Source organism: Microbacterium lemovicicum (assembly GCF_003991875.1).
GTDB classification, from domain to species: Bacteria; Actinomycetota; Actinomycetes; order Actinomycetales; family Microbacteriaceae; genus Microbacterium; species Microbacterium lemovicicum.
The window spans coordinates 839,945-860,382 of the sequence record NZ_CP031423.1 but is presented as its reverse complement, the minus strand read 5'-3'; the positions used below and the strand labels follow the sequence as shown (position 1 = coordinate 860,382).

At 71.4% G+C, this 20,438-nt stretch carries 17 protein-coding genes; 9 read left to right on the top strand and 8 right to left on the bottom strand.

Annotated elements, in window-relative coordinates; all coding sequences use genetic code 11:
- Positions 1–53 precede the first annotated feature (53 nt).
- Complete coding sequence (locus tag CVS47_RS03920; RefSeq protein ID WP_127094920.1) at positions 54–335, top strand: excisionase family DNA-binding protein; 282 nt, start codon at positions 54–56, stop codon at positions 333–335.
- A 386-nt stretch (positions 336–721) separates the two neighbouring features.
- On the opposite strand, the gene CVS47_RS03915 is transcribed toward CVS47_RS03920, so the two are convergent.
- Positions 722–1,327, bottom strand: coding sequence for a hypothetical protein (locus CVS47_RS03915; protein WP_127094919.1), 606 nt, complete (start codon positions 1,325–1,327; stop codon positions 722–724).
- A gap of 164 nt (positions 1,328–1,491) precedes the next feature.
- Between CVS47_RS03915 and CVS47_RS03910 the strand changes: the two genes are divergently transcribed.
- A complete protein-coding gene (locus CVS47_RS03910; RefSeq protein WP_127094918.1) occupies positions 1,492–1,932 on the top strand; it encodes an Rv3235 family protein in 441 nt (146 codons plus the stop codon).
- Positions 1,933–2,007: 75 nt separating this feature from the next.
- Here the strand turns inward: CVS47_RS03910 and CVS47_RS03905 are convergent, their stop codons facing one another.
- On the bottom strand, positions 2,008–3,234 hold the full coding sequence (locus tag CVS47_RS03905; RefSeq protein ID WP_127094917.1) for a pyridoxal phosphate-dependent aminotransferase: 1,227 nt from the start codon (positions 3,232–3,234) through the stop codon (positions 2,008–2,010).
- A 190-nt stretch (positions 3,235–3,424) separates the two neighbouring features.
- Positions 3,425–6,244: a preprotein translocase subunit SecA gene (gene secA / locus CVS47_RS03900; protein WP_127094916.1), complete on the bottom strand. Its 2,820-nt coding sequence runs from the start codon at positions 6,242–6,244 to the stop codon at positions 3,425–3,427.
- Between the two features lie 260 nt (positions 6,245–6,504).
- Between secA and CVS47_RS03895 the strand changes: the two genes are divergently transcribed.
- The 3 genes from CVS47_RS03895 (at position 6,505) to CVS47_RS03885 (ending at position 10,352) form a co-directional block, all read left to right on the top strand.
- Complete coding sequence (locus tag CVS47_RS03895; protein WP_127094915.1) at positions 6,505–7,095, top strand: PadR family transcriptional regulator; 591 nt, start codon at positions 6,505–6,507, stop codon at positions 7,093–7,095.
- 55 nt (positions 7,096–7,150) lie between these two features.
- Positions 7,151–8,947, top strand: coding sequence for a DEAD/DEAH box helicase (locus tag CVS47_RS03890; protein WP_127094914.1), 1,797 nt, complete (start codon positions 7,151–7,153; stop codon positions 8,945–8,947).
- Between the two features lie 88 nt (positions 8,948–9,035).
- A complete protein-coding gene (locus CVS47_RS03885) occupies positions 9,036–10,352 on the top strand; it encodes a coiled-coil domain-containing protein (RefSeq protein ID WP_127094913.1) in 1,317 nt (438 codons plus the stop codon).
- Positions 10,353–10,410: 58 nt separating this feature from the next.
- On the opposite strand, the gene hpf is transcribed toward CVS47_RS03885, so the two are convergent.
- The 5 genes from hpf to mtrA form a co-directional block, all read right to left on the bottom strand.
- Complete coding sequence (gene hpf, locus CVS47_RS03880; protein ID WP_127094912.1) at positions 10,411–11,076, bottom strand: ribosome hibernation-promoting factor, HPF/YfiA family; 666 nt, start codon at positions 11,074–11,076, stop codon at positions 10,411–10,413.
- A gap of 92 nt (positions 11,077–11,168) precedes the next feature.
- Complete coding sequence (locus tag CVS47_RS03875; protein ID WP_127094911.1) at positions 11,169–11,828, bottom strand: ComF family protein; 660 nt, start codon at positions 11,826–11,828, stop codon at positions 11,169–11,171.
- Between the two features lie 161 nt (positions 11,829–11,989).
- Positions 11,990–13,642, bottom strand: coding sequence for an LpqB family beta-propeller domain-containing protein (locus CVS47_RS03870; protein WP_164734598.1), 1,653 nt, complete (start codon positions 13,640–13,642; stop codon positions 11,990–11,992).
- Positions 13,643–13,653: 11 nt separating this feature from the next.
- Positions 13,654–15,366, bottom strand: a complete 1,713-nt coding sequence (mtrB, locus tag CVS47_RS03865; protein WP_127094909.1) for an MtrAB system histidine kinase MtrB — start codon at positions 15,364–15,366, stop codon at positions 13,654–13,656.
- 5 nt (positions 15,367–15,371) lie between these two features.
- Positions 15,372–16,052 carry an MtrAB system response regulator MtrA gene (gene mtrA / locus CVS47_RS03860; RefSeq protein ID WP_127094908.1) on the bottom strand — a complete coding sequence of 227 codons (681 nt, stop codon included), beginning with the start codon at positions 16,050–16,052 and terminating at the stop codon, positions 15,372–15,374.
- Positions 16,053–16,215: 163 nt separating this feature from the next.
- On the opposite strand from mtrA, the gene CVS47_RS03855 reads away from it, so the two are divergent.
- Genes CVS47_RS03855 through CVS47_RS03840 form a run of 4 tightly spaced genes read left to right on the top strand, consistent with a single transcriptional unit; the run spans position 16,216 to position 20,433 of the window.
- A complete protein-coding gene (locus CVS47_RS03855) occupies positions 16,216–17,634 on the top strand; it encodes a DUF7847 domain-containing protein (RefSeq protein WP_127094907.1) in 1,419 nt (472 codons plus the stop codon).
- 2 nt (positions 17,635–17,636) lie between these two features.
- Positions 17,637–18,314, top strand: a complete 678-nt coding sequence (locus tag CVS47_RS03850; protein ID WP_164734597.1) for a DUF4129 domain-containing protein — start codon at positions 17,637–17,639, stop codon at positions 18,312–18,314.
- The gene (locus CVS47_RS03845; RefSeq protein WP_127094905.1) at positions 18,311–19,465 is read left to right on the top strand and encodes a DUF4350 domain-containing protein; all 1,155 of its coding nucleotides are present in this window, start codon (positions 18,311–18,313) and stop codon (positions 19,463–19,465) included. Before CVS47_RS03850 ends, CVS47_RS03845 begins: the two co-directional genes overlap by 4 nt.
- Entirely contained in the window at positions 19,462–20,433 is a 972-nt protein-coding gene (locus CVS47_RS03840) for an AAA family ATPase (RefSeq protein ID WP_127094904.1), read from the top strand. The genes CVS47_RS03845 and CVS47_RS03840 overlap by 4 nt, the downstream gene beginning before the upstream one ends.
- Positions 20,434–20,438: the final 5 nt, after the last annotated feature.

Genomic DNA, 20,438 nt, shown 5'->3' with positions numbered 1-20,438 from the left:
ACAGCGGGTGTCGCAGCGGGCCGGGACCGTGCGGGTCCGGTGATAATGAGGACATGCCTGACGCGCCGACCTCCGACGTGCGCCTGCTCGCCCCGGCCCAGGTGGCCGAGGTGCTGGGCGTGACGGTCGACGAGGTCGTGGACCTGATCGCCGAGGGTCGTCTGCGCGGCATGCGCGTCGGATCGCCGGCGCAGTGGCGCGTCGAGGAGGCCAGCGTCGGCGAGTACGTCGATGATCAGGCCGAAGAGGCGCGGCGCATGGCCCTGTGGCGCCAGTCGAACGCCGCCAGCTTCCCCGAGCTGTGGGGCACCGGCGTCATCCGCAACGCCGACTGAGCGGGCTCGGGACTCGCGCCCCGTTCGTCGCTCGCGCGTTCTCGCCTCGCCGCGACTCAGGTGCGCGCATCTCGCCTCGCCGGACATTCCCGAGCCTTCGGTTGACGCTCCCAGCTGGAATGGGCCGCGGGATACCACCACACGTGTCACCTGAGTGAACCGGATGCTGCGCCATTCGGTTCTCACTTTCGTCCAGGTGACGCTCTACGCAGGAATGAATCATCGAGTGCCGCAACAGGCGTCAGGTGAACGAGCCGGAGGCTCAGCGTCGGTGGGTTTCACCGGACATCGCTATCCGCGTCCGGCGCCGGCGCCCGCGCCCGGCACCGGCGTCATCCGCAACGCCGACTGAGCGGGCTCCCGCGTCCCCGACCACTCGCCGGGCGTCAGAGTATCGCCGCCGCGCTCTCGATGCGCAGCCATGCCAGCGCGGTGAACGGCACCAGCCGATGGCCGCTGACCGAGTCGGCGCGCCGGGCCGCGCCGGCCTCGTGCAGCGCGATGTCGAAGTGGTCGGCGGCCGCGCGGTCGATCGTGCCCGTGAGCGCCCGACCGCCGACGAGGTGCGCGGTCACCGGCAGGCGCCGACGCGCCACGTCGCGCAGCACGAAGCCGAGTGTCATGCGCTCCGCCAGCGATGAGCCCCGCGCGGTCGCCGGACGGGCGGAGCGCAGCAGATCGGCGTGCGGCATCCCGATCGAGATGAGGGATGCCGTCGGCGCGAGGATCGCCCCCATGCGGGTGCCGGGATCGAGCGCCACCCAGTCAGCGCCGACGCCGGTGATGGCGGCGTTCACCGTCGTGCCGTCGGTGAATTCGATCGACGGCGGCGCGCCGCCGGGTTCGCGGTCGGCCGCCGCCACGAGTCGTTCGCGGAGACCGACGCGCGCGAGGCGCAGCCGTTCCGCCTCGGTGTCGAGCGCGGCGCGCTCCGCTTCCCACTCCGAAGCGAGTTGATCCTCGAGGTCTTCGAAGAAGCGATCCCAGCGCACCCTCGGAGGCTAGGGCAGAAGGTCACGGGTCGGTCACGAGTTATCCACAGACGACGCGCACCTGTTTCCTGAGAGTTCGCCCTGTGGTTCACTTTCACGACACGGGAGGTGTCATTTCGCGACACCACGTGACGAGAACCGACAGACCGCGGGGAGACGATCCGATGGCACCGACGCCGGCGAGCACCGCGAGGACGGCACCGCGACACCTGGGGGCGATGGAGCTCTCGGAGTTCTTCGCTCCGCAGCGCACCTCCACCGAGTCGCTGCCCGATCCCGAGCCGTTCCTGACCAACCTGACCCGGGGCGTGCTCGAGGTGCTGGCCGGGGTCCGCGAGGTCGATCAGCTCGCGCGCTGGATGACCGAGGACTCCTACCGTGCCCTCCTCACCCGCGCCAACCTCGCGGCACGTGCACGGAGCGCCCGCGGCGTGCCCGCGACCCGGCCGGTGCACACCATCCTCTCGGTGCACCACTCCTCCCCCGCCGACGGCGTGGTCGAGGCGGTCATCATCGTCAGCGGTCCTGCCCGCACCCGCGCCGTCGCGCTGCGGGCCGAGGGCATGGACCGCCGCTGGCGCGCCACCTCGCTCGCCCTGCTCTGACGAAGACGTGCGAGCGGGTCGGACCCAGCGTCGTGAACGACCCGCTCGCCACCATTCCGGCCCCTGCCGGCGGTGCTACTGCTTGTACGAGGACAGGAAGTTGCCGAGCCGCTCCACCGCCTGCGACAGCACGCGCGCCTCGGGCAGCGTGACGATCCGCAGGTGGTCGGGGTCGGGCCAGTTGAAGCCCGTGCCCTGCACCAGCAGCACGTGCTCCGCCACCAGGAAGTCGTAGACGAGCTTCGCGTCGTCGTGGATCTCGTAGACCTCGGGGTCCAGGCGCGGGAAGGCGTAGAGCGCCCCCTCCGGCCGCACGCACGAGACGCCCGGGATCTTCTCGAGACCCTCCCACGCGGCATCCCGCTGCTCGTGCAGTCGCCCCATCGGGGCGATCAGGGAGTCGATCGACTGCACACCCGACAGGGCCGCCTGCACGGCGTGCTGCGCGGGCACGTTCGGGCACAGGCGCGTGGAGGCGAGCAGGTTGATGCCCTCGAGGAAGCCGGCGGCGTGCGCCTTCGGCCCCGTGATCACCATCCAGCCGGAGCGGTAGCCGGCCACCCGGTAGGTCTTCGACAGTCCGTTGAAGGTGAGGCACAGCAGGTCGGGCGCCAGGGTCGCCAGGGGGATGTGCTCGGCGCCGTCGAACAGGATGCGGTCGTAGATCTCGTCGGCGAGGAGCAGCAGCGAGTGCTCGCGCGCCACCTCGACGATCTGCTGCAGGATCTCGCGCGAGTACACCGCCCCCGTCGGGTTGTTGGGGTTGATGACGACGATCGCCTTCGTGCGCGGCGTGATCCGGGAGCGGATGTCCTCGATGTCGGGCTGCCAGCCGTTGCGCTCGTCGCAGACGTAGTGCAGGGGCGTGCCGCCGCCGAGGCTGGTCATCGCCGTCCACAGCGGGTAGTCCGGCGCGGGGATGAGCACCTCGTCGCCCTCGTCGAGCAGCGCCTGCATGGTCATCGTGATGAGCTCGGAGACGCCGTTGCCGAGGAACACGTCGTCGGGATCGACCTTCGGGAAGCCGGGGGTCTGCTCATAGCGGTAGACGACCGCGCGACGGGCCGACATGATGCCGCGGCTCTCGCTGTACCCGTGGGCCTGCGGGATCGCCTCGATCATGTCGCGCACGATCTGGAACGGCGCCTCGAAGCCGAACGCGGCCGGATTGCCCGTGTTGAGCTTGAGGATGGTGTGTCCCTCGGCCTCGAGACGCCCGGCCTCGACGAGGGCCTGGCCGCGGATCTCGTAGAGGACGTCCTTCAGCTTCGACGACTGGTCGAGAGTGCGCAGCGGGCTCATCGGTTCAGAATACGCCCGGCCCGTCGCGGCCAATCGTCCACTTCTGGCCTGGCCGCGGCATCCGTGGCCGGTCTCCCGCCGACGCGAGAACGCCTGCTCCGGCGAGCACAGGACGATCCGGGTGAGGAACGTCCTGCGCCTGCCGGAACAGGCGTATCGGACGACGCGCGGGGAAAGGCCGCGGGTGCGGCTACTTCTTCTTGTCGGCGGCGCGACGATCGGCGCGATTCGCGCCGGCCGGAGCACCGCTGTCGGTCCGCTGGCCGAAGGCGCCGCGGGGGGCCTCGGCGACGGCGGCGGGTGCTGCCGGAGCGGAGGCAGCGGATGCCGCGGCCGCCGCGTTGCGCACGCGGTTGGTCGCCGCCTGCTGCACCTGACCGCGGTCGTTGCGCACCTCGACCTCGCCGGCGTCGTTCGGCGCCGAGTACTCGAGCTTCTGGCCCTCGACGGGCGCGGCACCCAGACCCTTCGCCTCGACCTGGGCGACGGCGTCCGCGTCGCCGTCGCCGCGGCGCACCTCGACCTCGAGGTTGTAGAGGTAGCCGACCGACTCCTCCTTGATCTGGCCCATCATGGCCTGGAACATGGTGAAGCCCTCGCGCTGGTACTCGATCAGCGGGTCGCGCTGCGCCATGGCGCGCAGGCCGATGCCGTCCTTGAGGTAGTCCATCTCGTAGAGGTGGTCGCGCCACCGGCGGTCGAGCACCTGGAGCACGACGCGACGCTCGAGCTCGCGCGTCGCCGACTCGCCGAGCGTCTCCTCGCGCGTCGCGTAGGCGATCTTCGCGTCGGAGAGGATCTCCCGCTTGAGCACGGCGGGCGTGATGCGGCCCCTGTTGCCGGCCTCCGCCACGACCTCGTCGATCGTCACGCTCACGGGGTAGAGCGTCTTGAGCTCGGTCCAGAGGGCGTCGAAGTCCCAGCTCTCGGTGTGACCGGAGCCGGTGTGGTCGTCGATGACGGCGTTGATCGCGTCCTCGATGAAGTGCTGCACCCGGCCGGCGATGTCGTCGCCCTCCAGGATGTGGCGGCGGTCGGAGTAGATCGCCTCACGCTGGCGGTTGAGCACGTCGTCGTACTTGAGGACGTTCTTGCGGATCTCGGCGTTGCGGCCCTCGACCTGCGACTGCGCGCTCTTGATGGCGCGCGAGACCATGCTGGACTCGATGGCGACGTCGTCGGGGAAGTTCGTGCGGGAGAGGATCGCCTCGGCCGCACCCGACTGGAAGAGGCGCATGAGGTCGTCGGTCAGCGACAGGTAGAAGCGGCTCTCCCCCGGGTCGCCCTGACGACCCGAGCGTCCGCGCAGCTGGTTGTCGATGCGACGCGACTCGTGGCGCTCGGTGCCGAGCACGTACAGTCCGCCGGCCTCGACGACCTTGGTCGCCTCCTCCGCCACCGTGTCGCGGGTGCCCTGGTAGACGGCATCCCACTCGCTCTCGTACTCCTCGGGCGTCTCGACCGGATCCAGTCCCTTGCCCTTCATCTCCTGCACGGCGAGGAATTCGGCGTTGCCGCCGAGCATGATGTCGGTGCCGCGACCGGCCATGTTGGTCGCGACGGTGACAGCTCCCAGCCGGCCCGCGCGGGCGACGATCTCCGCCTCACGGGCGTGGTTCTTGGCGTTGAGCACCTCGTGCTTGATGCCCTTCTTGGCGAGCATGCGCGAGAGCAGCTCGCTCTTCTCGACGCTCACCGTGCCCACGAGCACGGGCTGGCCCTCCGCGTGCCGGGCGGCGATGTCCTCGACGACCTGGGTGAACTTCGCCTGCTCGTTCTTGTAGACGAGGTCGGACTGGTCCTTGCGGATCATCGGCTTGTTCGTCGGGATCGGCACGACGCCCAGCTGATAGGTCGACATGAACTCCGCGGCCTCGGTCTCGGCCGTACCGGTCATGCCGGCGAGCTTCTCGTAGAGGCGGAAGTAGTTCTGCAGCGTGACGGTGGCGAGGGTCTGGTTCTCGGCCTTGACCGGCACGGCCTCCTTCGCCTCGATCGCCTGGTGGATGCCCTCGTTGTAGCGGCGCCCGACGAGGATGCGGCCGGTGTGCTCGTCGACGATCATGACCTCGTCGTTCATCACGACGTAGTCGGTGTCGCGCTTGAACAGGGCGAGCGCCTTGATCGAGTTGTTGAGGAACGAGATGAGCGGCGTGTTCGCGGACTCGTACAGGTTGTCGATGCCGAGGTAGTCCTCGACCTTCTCGATGCCGGGCTCCAGCACGCCGATGGTGCGCTTCTTCTCGTCGACCTCGTAGTCGACGCCGGGATCGAGGGTCTTGGCGATCTTCGCGAATTCGACGAACCAGCGGTTCGCCTCGCCCGAGGACGGGCCCGAGATGATCAGCGGGGTGCGGGCCTCGTCGATGAGGATCGAGTCGACCTCGTCGACGATCGCGAAGAAGTGACCGCGCTGCACGAGGTCCTCCTTGCGCCACGCCATGTTGTCGCGGAGGTAGTCGAAGCCGAACTCGTTGTTCGTGCCGTAGGTGATGTCCGCCTCGTACTGCACACGGCGCACCTCGGGGGTCTGACCCGACACGATCGTGCCGTTGGTCATCCCGAGCGCGCGGTAGATGCGGCCCATCAGGTCGGACTGGTACGACGCGAGGAAGTCGTTGACCGTGATGACGTGCACGCCCTTGCCGGCGATGGCGTTCAGGTAGACGGGGAAGGCGCCGGTGAGCGTCTTGCCCTCACCGGTCTTCATCTCGGCGATGTTTCCCAGGTGAAGCGCGGCACCGCCCATGATCTGCACGTCGTAGGGGCGCTGGCCGAGGGTGCGCTTGGCAGCCTCGCGCACGGCGGCGAAGGCCTCCGGCATCAGCTGGTCGAGCGTCGCGCCGGCCTCGAAGCGGGCGCGCAGCTCGGCGGTCTCGCTGCGCAGCTCCTCGTCGGTGAGCTGGGTGTAGTCCTCTTCGAGCGCGTTGACGGCTCTGACGACCTGCTGCAGGCGGCGCAGGATCCTGCCCTCACCGGCGCGAAGCAGTTTCTCGAGCGGATTTGCCACGGGACGATCTCCATCTGTCGGGTGCGGCGCTCCGGTTCGCGGACCGCCCGCCGTGCCCGGCCCCGGAGGGCCGCAGACACATCCCTTCATGTTATCGGGCCGTGACCTTGGAGCGCGCTGGGCGGCGTGCTCGGGAGCACCGCCGTCGCGGCATGCGTCTCTCCTCCGCCCGCGCACGTGACGCGCGCCGCGCGCCGGGCGCCGGGCGCCGGGTGACCGGAATCCATACCGCGTATGTACATACCGGGTATGGTATGGCCGTGTCCGTCCGCCAGAGCCTGCTCGCCATCCTCGACCAGGGGCCGTGCTACGGCTATCAGCTGCGGGCGGAGTTCGACCGGCGCACCGGTTCGACGTGGCCGCTGAACGTCGGCCAGATCTACAACACCCTCGACCGCCTCGAGCGCGACGGGCTGGTGGAGAAGGGCGAGATCGACGAGCAGGGTCACGTCTTCTGGGAGATCACGGATGCCGGATCCGCCTCCGTCCGCGAGTGGCTCGCCGCGCCGGTGGTGCGCGCGGGCGCCACGCGCGACGAGCTGGCCGTCAAGCTCGCCGTCGCCTCCACCCTCCCCGGGGTGGACGTGGCGAGGATCATCGACATCCAGCGGCGGTCGTCCGTCACGCAGCTCCGCGCGCTGAAGGCCGCCGCCGATCCGCACGCGGACGGCCCCGAGGAGCTCGCCCGGTCGCTGGTGGTGGACTCGTTGATCTTCGCGGCCGAGGCCGAGGTGCGCTGGCTCGACCACACCGAGCGGCGACTGGCGCAGCATCCGGAGCAGGCTCACTCGCTGGCGTTGTCGACCGACCGTCCGCGTCGAGGTCGGCCCGCCCGACCCGCGGTGGCCTGAGACAGGATGCCGCGGCATCCTGTGGTCTCACAGCCGCCACCCACTACCCTTAACTGTGTCTGAAACCGAGTACCCCGCAGCAGCCGAGACGTCCACCGAGCCCGCATCCCTGACCTTCGCAGATCTGGGGCTGGGTGAAGCCGTGCTCAAGTCGCTGCGCGATGTCGGCTACGAGACGCCCTCCGCGATCCAGGCGGCGACCATCCCGACGCTGCTGTCCGGCCGCGACGTCGTGGGTCTCGCCCAGACCGGCACGGGCAAGACGGCCGCGTTCGCGCTGCCCATCCTCGACCGGCTCGACCTGACGCAGAAGACGCCGCAGGCCCTCGTGCTCGCCCCCACGCGTGAGCTCGCGCTGCAGGTCTGCGAGGCCTTCGAGAAGTACGCGTCGCACACGCGCGGCGTCCACGTGCTCCCCGTCTACGGCGGGCAGGGCTACGGCGTGCAGCTGTCGGCGCTCCGCCGTGGCGTCCACATCGTGGTCGGCACCCCCGGCCGCATCATGGACCACCTCGACAAGGGCACGCTCGACCTGTCCGAGCTCAAGTACCTCGTGCTCGACGAGGCCGACGAGATGCTGAAGATGGGCTTCGCGGAGGATGTCGAGACGATCCTCGCCGACACCCCCGCCACCAAGCAGGTCGCACTCTTCTCCGCGACCATGCCCGCCTCCATCCGCCGGATGTCGCAGCAGTACCTGCACGACCCGGAGGAGATCACGGTCAAGACCAAGACCACGACCTCCGCGAGCACCACCCAGCGCTACCTCATCGTGGCGTGGCAGCAGAAGATGGACGCGCTCACCCGCATCCTCGAGGTCGAGAACTTCGAGGGCATGATCATCTTCGGCCGCACGAAGATCGTCACCGAGGAGATCGCCGAGAAGCTGCGCGCCCGCGGCTACTCCGCCGCCGCCATCAACGGCGATGTCGCGCAGGACAAGCGCGAGCGCACCGTCAATCAGCTGAAGTCGGGCAAGCTCGACATCCTGGTGGCGACGGATGTCGCGGCCCGCGGCCTCGACGTCGACCGCATCTCGCACGTCGTCAACTTCGACATCCCGACCGACACCGAGTCGTACGTGCACCGCGTGGGCCGCACCGGCCGCGCCGGTCGCTCGGGCGACGCGATCAGCTTCGTCACCCCGCGCGAGCGCGGTCTGGTGAAGGCGATCGAGCGCGCCACGCGCCAGGAGCTCACCGAGATGAAGCTGCCCAGTGTGGACGAGGTCAACGTCACCCGGCTCTCGCGCTTCGACGACGGCATCACCGCCGCTTTGGCGCAGAGCGCCCGCATCGACCGTTTCCGCGACATCATCGCCCACTACGTCCGCAACCACGACGTGCCCGAGGTGGATGTCGCGGCCGCCCTGGCCGTCGTCGCCCAGGGCGACTCACCGCTGCTGCTCGAGGCCGACCCCGAGCCCGCTCCCCGCGAGGAGCGCCCGCGCCGCACCGACGGCGACACCCGCGGCGAGCGCCCCGAGCGCCGCCCGCGCGGCAACAGCGGACCCATGGCGACCTACCGCATCGCGGTCGGCAAGCGCCAGCGGGTCGAGCCGCGCCAGATCGTCGGCGCGCTCGCGAATGAGGGCGGCCTCGGCCGCGGTGACTTCGGCGCCATCCAGATCCGGCCCGACTTCTCGCTCGTCGAGCTGCCCGCCGACCTGCCCGCCGCCACCCTCGATCGCCTGTCGGGCACGCGCATCTCGGGTCAGCTCATCCAGCTCCGCCTCGACACCGGCGGTCCCGGCCGCTCGCGCACGGACGGCGCAAGCAGGGGCGGCTTCGACCGCGACGCGCGCTCCGACCGTGACGACCGCGCACCGCGCAAGCCCCGTCACCGCGACTGAGCCGTCGGGGCGGTCGTCGCGAGGCGACCGCCCTGCGCTCAGGGCGAACCGGTCGAGTCGGTGCCGCGGCGGAATCTAGGATCGAGCTATGGCCGGTTTCTGGGGCAGACGACGACGTGAAGAGCAGGCGCAGCAGGACGCGCAGGATGCCGACCTCGACCGTCGCGCGCAGAGCGCGCTCGTCGAGGCCGACGAGCGCATCCGCCTGACCACCGACGAGTTGTCCTTCGCCGAGGCCGAGCTGGGCGTCGCCGCCACGGCCGAGCTGCGCGAGGCGTTGACCGCGGTGCGCACGCACATGTCGGAGGCCTTCCACCTGCACCAGCTGAACCACGACGAGATCCCCGACACGCGCGAGGAGCTCATCACCCGCAACGCGCGCATCGTGCAGCTCTGCGAGTGGGCGAACGACCTGCTCGAGCAGAAGACCGAGGCCCTCGAGGCGCGCATCGCCACCGTGCGTCGTGCGCCCGAGATCCTCGCCGGGGTGCGCACCGACGCCGAGCGTCTGCGCGAGCGCCTTCCCGACGTGCGCGCGGTCATCGCCCGCGTCCGCGAGCGGTACAGCGAGAACGCGGTGAACACCGTCGCGGCCAACGCCGACGAGGCCGAGCAGCTGCTGGACTTCGCCGAGCACGGTGCCGCCGTCTCCGAGCGCCGTCGCGCGGCCGGCCAGCGCGACCAGGCGCTGATCGCACTGGAGACCGCCACCGAGGCGGTGCGCCGCGCCGCCTCCCTCTTCGACGCGGTCGACGACTTCGAGGTCGAGGCGCTGCGCGCGCAGTCGACACTCGCAGACGTGGTGGCCGATTCCCGCGGAGACCTCGTCGCCGCCCGCGACGCCCCGCGCACCCCCGCCGTGCAGGAGGCGACGGCTGCGCTCGAGAAGGCGCTGTCGGCTCTGTCCCCCGCGAGCGCGAAGGCGGATCCCTTCCACGAGCTGACGCAGCTGCGCGAAGCCAACACCGGCCTCGACGTGGCGATCGCGAAGGCGCGCGAGCGCGCGGCGCGACCGCTCCCGACCGTCGAGCAGATCCGGCACGCCGTCGACGACGCCGACCGCCAGATCGCCGTCGCCCGCAGCGTCATCGCGGGCCACCGCGGGTGGATCGGCGCCGACGCCCGCACCCGGCTGGCCGAGGCCGAGCGCGTCCGCCTCGACATGGAAGGCCTCTCCGGCGACGAGGACTCGATGGAGCCCGCCCTCCAGATGGCCCGCCGCGCAGGCATGCTCGCCAGCGAGGCCCTGCAGCTCGCTCAGCGCGACATCGACTCCTCCCGCCCGCAGCAGGGTCCCGGCGGCTGGGGCGGTCAGCAGGGGGGCGGCATGGGCGGTGGTGGCGGGATGGGCGGCATCCTCGGCGGCGTCGTGATCGGCAGCCTCCTCGGCGGGCTCTTCGACTGACGACCTGAACAGAAAGAGGGAGGGATGCCGCGGCATCCCTCCCTCTTTCTGTCGCGCCTCAGGACGCGAGCTTCTCCTCGACCGGCGGTGCCAGTGCGGTCAGCGAGATGACACCGTAGTCCCAGCCCTTGCGGCGGTAGACGACGCTCGGGTGATCGCTGCGGGCGTCGATGAAGAGGAAGAAGTCGTGGCCGACCAGCTCCATCCGGTCAACCGCCTCCTCGACCGTCATCCATTCGGCGTCGAAGTTCTTCGTGCGGATGACGACGGGCGTGTAGTCGGCCTCCTCCTCGACCGCGGTGACCACCGGCACCGAGCCGGTTGCGACGGCGTGGAGCGCCTCGGCGGAGGCCGGCTCGACGTCGATACCCTCGATCAGGCCGGTGCCCTTCTCGAAGTGGGCTCCGCGCGGGTGGTTGCGGGCGTCGACGCGCTTGTCCTTCGCCCGGCGCAGCTGCTCCGCCATCTTGTCGACGGCGAGGTCGAGCGCGCAGAACTTGTCGCCGTCGACGGCCTCCGCCCGGACGATCGGGCCCTTGCCGGTCAACGTGAGCTCGACGGTCTCATCGTCGATGCGGTTGTTGCGATACGAGCGGTGCGTGACCTTGATCTCCAGGGTCTGCGCCCGTGGCGCGAGGTGCTCTATGCGGACGGCCTTCTCTTCGACGACAGTGCGGAATCGATCGGTGATCCCTACGCCTACGCCGACGATGCTGGTTTCCATCATGACCTCCTTGGTCCGGTCCGCCGGGTCAAGGGCGGACCGTCAGTCGCCTTGTGTCCCCCCAAGGTAGTCGCGGGGGCACCGGGTGTCATCTATGGATCTGTCACTAGGGGTGCGCGGCGGCCGTTGTGGCGCGCGGTGGCGGCGATCGTGGCGCATCCGACGATCTCCGCCCCGGCGTGTCGGAGCGCGCGGACGGCTTCGGAGAGCGTGGCGCCCGTGGTGACGACGTCGTCGAGGACGATCACCCGTGCTCCGGCACCGCCTCGCGCACGCAGACTGCCCGCGACGTTGCGCGCCCGCTCGTCGACCCCGAGGCCCCGCTGATCGGCGGTGGCGCGCCCGGGCGACAGCAGGCGTGTGACGCGCAGGCCGCCGTGGCGAGCGACGAGGTCGACGACCCGATAGCCGCGCCGGCGCATCGAGGCGCGTGATGTGGGCAGCGGCACCAGCACTGCATCGCGATCGAGCGCGCGGACGGCGGCGGCGAGCGCCGGTGCGATCGACGGCGCGAGGCCGGTCCGCCCCTCCTCCTTCAGCGCCCGCAGCACACGGGCGGGCACCCCCGCGAACGGCAGCCCGCTCCAGACGCGCACGCCATCGAGGATCTGCAGCGTCGGCGCGGGCGCCAGCGCCGACCGACAGGCATCGCACAGCGCCGCGTCGGGCTCGTCGCAGCCCGCGCACTCGACGGGCAGCAGGAGGGCGAGGGCGTCCTCGAGCGAGAGGCGTACGACCGGCGGGAGACGCATGCGGCCAGCCTCCCGTCATCGGCGCCCGGTCCACTCGGCGCGCGAGCGGATCGGTGACGGCTCCGGATGTCAGGGCGCTGTGGAGGACTCATGCCACCGCTGCGGCTGCACCGCTCAGCGGCTCCGGGTACCGGCGCGGCCCGACGCGGAGCCGGCCCGACTCAGCGGCCGGGGCCCTGCTGCGTCGCCAGCACGAGCACGCCCGACGCGGTCTGGTTCCAGTTCGTGCCGCGACGCACGTACAGCGCCCCGTCGTCGCCGCGGAGGCGGACCGTCGTGGTCTGGTTGGAGCCGGACACCGAGCTGACCCCGATCGGGGCCGCCACGGTCGAGCCCGGTCCGCCGACCGGCTGCTCGAGCGTCGCCGGTCCGTCGGCACCGAGGACGAGGGCGCCCACGGTCGCGTCGTCGAGCCAGGTGAGCCCCGTGCCCTGGCCGGCCGTCGAGGCGAGCTCGAGCTCCACGCCGAGCGCGGCCGGTGTGCCGTCGGACTGGCGGATGATGCCCTTGACCCACACGAACGTCCGTCCGCCGCTCTCCACGAGCGCGGCGATCCGGGTGCCGTCCCGCGAGGCGACCATCGCGGTCACGGCCGTCGCCCCGCCCCAGCCGTTGGTGATGCTCACCTGCTCGCCGTCGGGCGAGGTCGCGAGGATCGACGTCGGGCTGTCGCGCGGAACCGTCCAGATCCAGCCATACCGGTCGATCGTCGGATCGATCATCCCCGGCCGCTGGTCGACGTCGGAGACGGGTCCGTCGGCCGGCACCCGCACGACGGCGCCGTTGTCGAGGCGCACCGCCGCGGCATCCTGGGTCGGTGAGACCTGGATCGCCAGCGGCGTGGACGACAGTCCGGTGATGGCGTCGGACAGCCCGTCGATGGGCTCGAGCGCGCCGCTCGTGAGGAAGCCGAAGCCCGCGTCGGTGAGCGCGAGCGCGCGCGCGTCGACGCCGGTCGCGGTCTTCTGGAGGCGCTCGCCCTGGAGGGGTGCGCCCGCCACGGTCATCTGCACCTCCGTGACCCCCGCGAGCGCCAGGCTCGTCTCGAGCTGGGTCTGCATGCGGTCGCGGGTGTCCTGGTCGAGCGAGACCACATCGGGACCGAGCTCGACCTGCGCCACTCCCGAGACGACGGGCACGGAGCCCGGCGGCACCACGTTGTCGGGGATGGCGGTGCGCACCGATGCGGCGAGCCACGGGCTCGGGCCGTCGACGAGGGTGTCCGTCACGCGGGCCGCCGCGTTCGTGGTCGGGAACCAGCGCAGATCGGGGACGAGGGTCGACCACGAGTCGTCGAAGAACATCAGCTGGTAGCGCTTGTAGACGTTGGCGAACACGTTCTGGTTGAGCACGACGCCGTCGGGGGCCTGGCTGATGCGCCACTCCCCGTCGCTCTGCTCGAGACGGAAGTCGAGCAGGGCAGAGCCGAGGTCGGCCACCGAGTAGGCGCCGCTCGCGTCGACGCCGGCGATCTGCGTCAGCGCGAGGGTGACTCCCCCGAGGCCGGCATCCGAGTAGACGCGCTCGCCCTCGTCGATGGTGACGGCGGCGAGTGGATTCCAGGATGCCCCGGGAGTGAGGTATTCGCGGGCGACCGCCCAGCCCCCGGCGGGACCGGAGCCCGCACGGATGAACCCCTCCACGATCTCCTGGGGCGTCGCCCCGCGCTGGGGGCTGTCCGGCCGGAGGACGAAGTCGGGTACCTCCTGCGCTGTGCCGGGCGCGCGGCCCGGCATCACCGGGCTCGTCATCGGCAGCCCGGAACAGGCTGCGAGCGCGAGGGCGATCGTCAGTGCGACCGCAGCCCCCAGCATCCGTCGGAGTCTCATCGGTTCCGCCCTCCGGTGACGGGTGCGTCGATGACCGGCAGCACGATCGGCTGCGTCAGGCCGAGCGCGTCGATCGCCGCCGGGCTGTCGTGGCCCTCGTCCGCCGACAGCGGCGACGGGTCGGGCGCGCGCCCGGCGGTGCGCGGCAGGGCCAGCACGAAGTTCGTGCCGCGCCCGAGCTCGGACCACACGGTCAGCTCGCCGTTGTGCAGCTTCGCGTCGCCGAGGGCGATCGACAGACCGAGGCCCGTGCCTCCGATCGTGCGCTTGCGCGACGGGTCGGCCCGCCAGAAGCGGTCGAACACGCGCTCGACGTCGACGGCGGTCATGCCGAGGCCGAAGTCGCGCACGGAGAGCGCGACGGCGGCCTGATTGCTGTCGACGGTCACGACGATGGGCCGCCCCTCGCCGTGCTCGATGGCGTTGCCGAGGAGGTTGCGCACGATGCGGCGCACACGCCGCGGATCCATGTCGACCGGGGAATATCCACCGGGGGCGACGAGTCGCACATCGCTGCCGTGCTGTTCGGCGAGGGTGCTCATCGAGGCGATGACGTCTTCGGCGAGGTGCGCGAGGCTCGTGGGCTCCAGCTCGAGCTGCACCGAGCCGGCGTCGTAGCGGCTGATCTCGAGCAGGTCGGTCAGCAGGGTCTCGAAGCGCTGCACCTGGGCGTTGAGCAGTTCGGCCGCACGGGCGGTCGCGGGGTCGAAATCGTCGCGGCGGTCGTTGATCATGTCGGCGGCCAGGCGGATGGTCGTCAGCGGCGTGCGCAGCTCGTGCGAGACGTCCGAGACGAAGCGCTGCTGCACGAGCGAGAGCTCGGCGAGCTCCTTGATCTGCGACTCGATGCTGTCGGCCATGGCGTTGAACGAGCGGCCGAGGGTGGCCAGCTCGTCCTCTCCGCGCACGGGCAGCCGCACGCCGAGCTCGCCGGCGGCGAGTTTGGCGCTGGTGTCGGCCGCCTCCCCGATCGGGGTCGTCACCGATCGCAGCACGAACCAGGAGATCGCCCCGACGAGGAAGATCAACGCGACGCCGACGACCCAGAGCGTGCCCTGGATGAAGCCGAGGGTCTGCGGGGCACTGCCGAGGTCGTACGCGAGGTAGAGCTCGTAGGCGCCGACCTCCGGAACCTGAAGCTGTTGACCGACGACGATGCCGGGGACGGCGGTGCCGTCGGCCGTCGGGAGGGAGACCGACTGCCACCACTGGGCGTCGGCCTTGCCGCGCACGGCCGTGCGCAGACCGTCGGAGACGAGGTCGTTCTCCTCGACCGACAGGGCGCCCGAGAAGATGTCGGGCGGAGCGACCGGCGAGGGTCCGTCCGCGATGCGCGTCACCGCGAACGAATTGCTCGACGACTGCTGGCTGAGCTGACGGGCGACGGTGTTCAGCAGCGTCTCCAGCTGCACCGGGTCTCCCTCGACCACGGCGTTGTCGAGCGTGAGCTGAGCGGCCTCCGTCGCGCGCGCGGCGTAGGTGAGCACCTGGTCCTTGCGCGAGGTGAAGAGATCGTTCTGCACGGCCAGGCCCATCCACACGCATGCCACGAGGATCGTCAGCGCCGTGAGGGCGAGGGTGACCAGGATGGTGCGGAAGCGGAGCGAGCGGCGCCACAGCGAGCTCAGGCTCTCGGGCCACGAGCGCCAGTCGCGCCACGCCGAGAGCGACGCGCGGGATGCTGCGCCCGCTCCTCGCGCGCCGGACACGGCGCTCAGACCACGGCGCCGGCGCGGTAGCCCACGCCGCGCACCGTCGTGACGATGCGGGGGTTGTCAGGGTCCTGCTCGACCTTCGCGCGGAGGCGCTGCACGTGCACGTTCACCAGTCGCGTGTCGGCCTTGTAGTGGTAGCCCCACACCTGCTCGAGCAGCATCTCGCGGGAGAACACCTGCTGGGGCTTCGCGGCGAGGGCGACGAGGAGCTCGAACTCGAGCGGTGTCAGGGCGATGACCTCATCGCCGCGACGCACCTCGTGCGCGGCGACGTCGACGGAGAGGTCCCCGATCCGCAGCGTCTCGGCGGCGGCCTGGGCGGCGGGCCGGAGGCGCGTGCGGATGCGGGCGACGAGCTCCTTCGGGTTGAAGGGCTTGACGATGTAGTCGTCCGCGCCGACCTCGAGACCGCGCACGACGTCGGCCGTATCGGTGCGGGCGGTGAGCATGATGATCGGGATGCCGGACTCCGCGCGCACGCGCGTGCAGATCTCGATGCCGTCCATGCCGGGCAGCATCAGGTCGAGGAGGATGAGGTCGGGCCGCTCCGTGCGCCATGCGTCGACCGCGGCGGCCCCGTCGGCGCAGAAGACCGTGTCGAATCCCTCGGTGCGCAGCACGATGCCGATCATCTCGGCCAGGGCTGTGTCGTCGTCGACAACCAGGATCCGTGAAGTCATGCGTGCGTGCGTCCTTCGAGTTCCATGGGGACGGCACGACGTGCCGCTCGATCCCCCGTGCGCTCTCACACACTAGTGGACGCTCCTGGAGAGGGGCCGTGGGCGGGCTGGGCCGCGGGATGCCTGTGACACGATGGATGCAGGCACAGCAGGAGGAGGACTCGTGAGCGCGTACCCGGCCTGGACACCGGCGGCCCGTCCGGGGATCATCCCCCTCCACCCGCTGGGCTTCGGCACGATCCTCGGCAGGTCCTTCTCGGTCCTGCGCCACAATCCCAAGGTGCTCCTGGGCTTCGCCCTGCCCGTGCAGGTGGTGAGCTACCTCGTCGTTCTGCTCGGCGTCGTCGGTGTCGGCTTCCTGACCTTCTCCCGGCTGGAGACCCTCCGCTGGGGCACCGACGAGTTCGAGGCGGTCACCGCCGGCTCCGTCGCCCTCACCGCGGCGACCGGCATCGTGCTCGGTCTCGCTGCCGGGGCCATGAGCGTGCTCGTCCAGGGCGTCGTCGTGAGCGAGGTCGCCGCGGCGGTGCTGGCCGAGAAGCTCCCCCTCCGTGCACTGTGGCGGCGGGTGCGGCCGGTGGCCTGGCGGCTCGTCGGGTTCACGGCGCTCGTCAGTGTCGCCGTATTCCTCCTGCTGGGGATCCTGGTGGGCGTGCTCTTCCTCGTCGCGCAGGCGTCCCTGCCGGTCGCGGTGGGGCTCATCGTCCTGTCCGCGATCGGGCTCATCCCGCTGTCCCTGTGGCTTTCGACGAAGCTGTCGCTGGCAGCCTCGGCGATCATCCTCGAGGATGCCGGCATCGGACAGGCGATCGGCCGCTCGTGGCGCCTGATCCGCGGCCGCTTCTGGCCGGCACTGGGCATCATCGTCATCATCAGCGTGGTCTTCAGCGCCATCGGCCAGGTCATCAGCATCCCGTTCTCCTTCCTCTCCAGCGGCCTCGGCACGATCATCGCGCCCACCGGTGAGCCCGATGCGACCTCGATCATCGCCGTGCTCGCGACGAGCGTGCTGGTGCAGGTGGTCACCCTCGCCATCCAGGCCGTCGCGGTCGTGGTCCAGTCGACCGCCGTCGCGCTCATCTACATCGACTGCCGGATGCGCCGCGAGGGGCTCGACGCCGACCTCCTGTCGTACGTCGATCAGCGGGATGCCGGAGCCACCGGCCTGCCGGACCCGTATCGCGCGCACATCGGCCGCGAGACCCCCCGCCCGCCGGCATACGGCGCGTACGGCGTGCAGCCCCCGTCCTACGCCCCGCCGGCGGGATACGCGGCGCCCGCGCCCTACGGATACGCCGCCCCCACGCCGGGCTACCCGCAGGACGGCGGATACCCGCAGAACGGCTCCTACCCGCAGAACAACGGGTACCCCCAGAACAACGGCTACCCGCAGAACAACGGGTACCCCCAGGACGGCCGCTACCCGCAGGACGACTCCTACCCGCAGGACGGCTCCTCCCCGCAGGCTGCAGCGTACCCGCCGGCTCCGCCCGCGCCTCCGGCGACCCCCGCCACACCCGAGGAGCAGTCCCCCACCCGCTGGGCCGCCCCCGGATCCTCCGAGGACCGCGACGACCGGTGATCGTGACGCTCCTGCCGCCCCTCGGCCTCGACGCGCCCCCTCTGACCCCCGACGGGGATGAGGCGCGACGGTGGGCCGAGCAGGAGCTGACCGACCCGTCCTACGCCGTCTCGGAGCCCACGGCGATCGACCGCCTCGCCCGTGCGATCGGGGACTTCTTCGCGAACCTGTTCAACGGACAGGTCGAGGGCGGATGGGGATCGCTGCTGGCCGTGATCGTCGTCGTGGTCCTCATCGCGCTCGTCGTCGCCGCGCTCCTCATCTGGGGCCGACCGCGCGCGCTCGTGCGCTCCCGTACGGTGCCGGCCGGCGAGCTGTTCGGCGATGCCGAGGAGCGCACGGCCGCGCAGCTGCGCGCGGAGGCGCAGGCGAGCGCCGCCGCCGGGGAGTGGGTGGACGCCGTGGTGCTGCGTTTCCGCGCGCTCGCCCGCGGGCTCGACGAGCGGGGCGTCGTGGATGCGCCGCCGGGGACGACCGTGCACGGCTTCGCCCGCGCCGCCGCCCGCGCATTCCCCGACGCGGCCGCCGAGCTCGACTCCGCGGCTGCGGCCTTCGACGACGTCCGCTACCTTCGCCGACCGGGCACGGCCGAGCTGTACCAGCGGATCGTCGCCGTCGACGACGACGTGCAGCGTCGGACGCCCCTGACCCCCGCGACCCTGTCGGGGTCGCTGTCGTGACCGACGTCCGTCCCACGTCCCGCCGCCGCGCCGTCGCCGCGTGGACCGTGATCGGCCTGGTGGTGGTGCTCGTCGGCATTCTCGGCTCGGTGATCTCCGGCGCCGGTCAACGGGCTCAGCGCGACGCACTCGACCCCGAGTCCGCCGCGCCCCAGGGCGGTCGTGCCCTCGCCCGCATCCTCGCCGAACGCGGCGTCGACGTCGTGGTGGCCCGCGACCGGGCGACAGCCTCTCGTGCGCTGTCGGAGGGTTCTGCGACGCTCGCGATCGCCGATGCGCGCTACCTCGCCGACGAGACCCTCACGACGCTGGCGGACGCCGCGCCCTCCGTCGTGCTCATCGACCCGAGTTCGCGCGACCTGAGGCTGCTGCTGTCCGGGTCGCGGTCCACCGGCGTCGCGCCGGGAGGCTCCGTCGAACCGCGCTGCGAGGATGAGGCCGCCAGCCGGGCGGGCACGATCGAACCCGGCGACGTGTTCTCCGCCGGCGGGGGCGTCGACGGCTGCTACCCCGTCGACGGCGACGCCTTCGCCCTGCTGACCACCGGGGACGTGACGGCCGTCGACGGACGGGCGCTGCTGTCCAACGAGCACCTCGCGACCTCCGGCAACGCCGCGCTCGCCGTGAACCTCCTCGGCGCGACGCCGCGGCTGGTGTGGTTCGTCCCCGGCATCGCCGACGCCGACGCCGGGGCGTCCGGTGCATCGCTCGGCGAGCTGACCCCCGGATGGGTCACCCCCGCCATCCTGCTCCTGCTCGGCGCCGCGCTGGCGGCGGCCGTCTGGCGCGGCCGACGCTTCGGTCCGCTCGTGGCCGAGCGCCTCCCGGTGACGGTGCGGGCGTCGGAGACCACCGAGGGGCGCGCGCGGCTGTACGGCAGGTCACGGGACGCCGTCCACTCCGCCGACCAGCTCCGCATCGGCGCCCTGGGCCGCCTGGCCCGCACGCTCGCCCTCGGTCCCGCCGCCTCCGCTCCGGAGATCGCCGACGCCGCGGCCGACCGCCTCGGCGCCGATCGGAGCCGCCTCCGCGGCATCCTCTTCGATGACCTCCCCGCCGACGATCGGCAGCTTCTCGCCCTGAGCGACAGCCTCCGCGACCTGGAGACCGCCGTCCAGGCGGCCGTGCGACCCGAAAGGAACCGCCCATGACCCTCCCCGAGACCACCCTCGACGACGCCGCGCTCCGCGAGGGGATGAACCGCGTCCGGCTGGAGGTCGGCAAAGCCGTCGTCGGTCAGGACGGCGCCGTCACCGGACTGCTCATCGCCCTGCTCTCGCGTGGTCACGTGCTGCTGGAGGGTGTTCCCGGCGTCGCGAAGACGCTGCTGGTGCGGTCGTTCAGCCGCGCGCTGGGACTCGACACCAAGCGCATCCAGTTCACGCCCGACCTCATGCCCGGTGACGTCTCCGGCTCGCTCGTCTACGACGCACGCTCGGGTGAGTTCGACTTCCGCGAGGGGCCGATCTTCACGCACATCGTGCTGGCCGACGAGATCAACCGCACGCCGCCGAAGACGCAGTCCGCGCTTCTCGAGGCCATGGAGGAGCGCCAGGTGTCCACCGACGGGGTGACGCGGGCGCTCCCCGACCCGTTCCTCGTCGCCGCGACGCAGAACCCGGTCGAGCACGAGGGCACCTACTCGCTCCCCGAGGCCCAGCTCGACCGCTTCCTGCTGAAGCTCGTGATCGACGTTCCTGGCCGCGATGCCGAGATCGACGTCCTGCGGCGTCACGCGGCCGGTTTCGATCCGCGGGCTCTGGAGGATCTCAGCCCGGTCGTCGGAGCCGCCGAGATCCGCGCGGCGCAGCGGGCCGCAGCATCCGTCGCCGTCTCCGACGACGTGCTCGCATACGTCGTCGACCTCGCCCGCGCGACCCGCCAGAGCCCGTCGGTGCAGCTCGGCGTCAGCCCCCGCGCGTCGACCGCGCTGCTGGCCGCGGCGAAGGCGTGGGCGTGGCTGGGCGGCTATCCCGCCATCACCCCCGACCACGTGCAGACGATGGTCATCCCCGCGTGGCGCCACCGCATCCGCCTGCGCACCGAGGCCGAGCTCGAGGGCGTGTCCGTCGACGCGGTGCTGACCGGCGTGCTGCAGCAGACGCGCGTTCCGATCTGACCCGC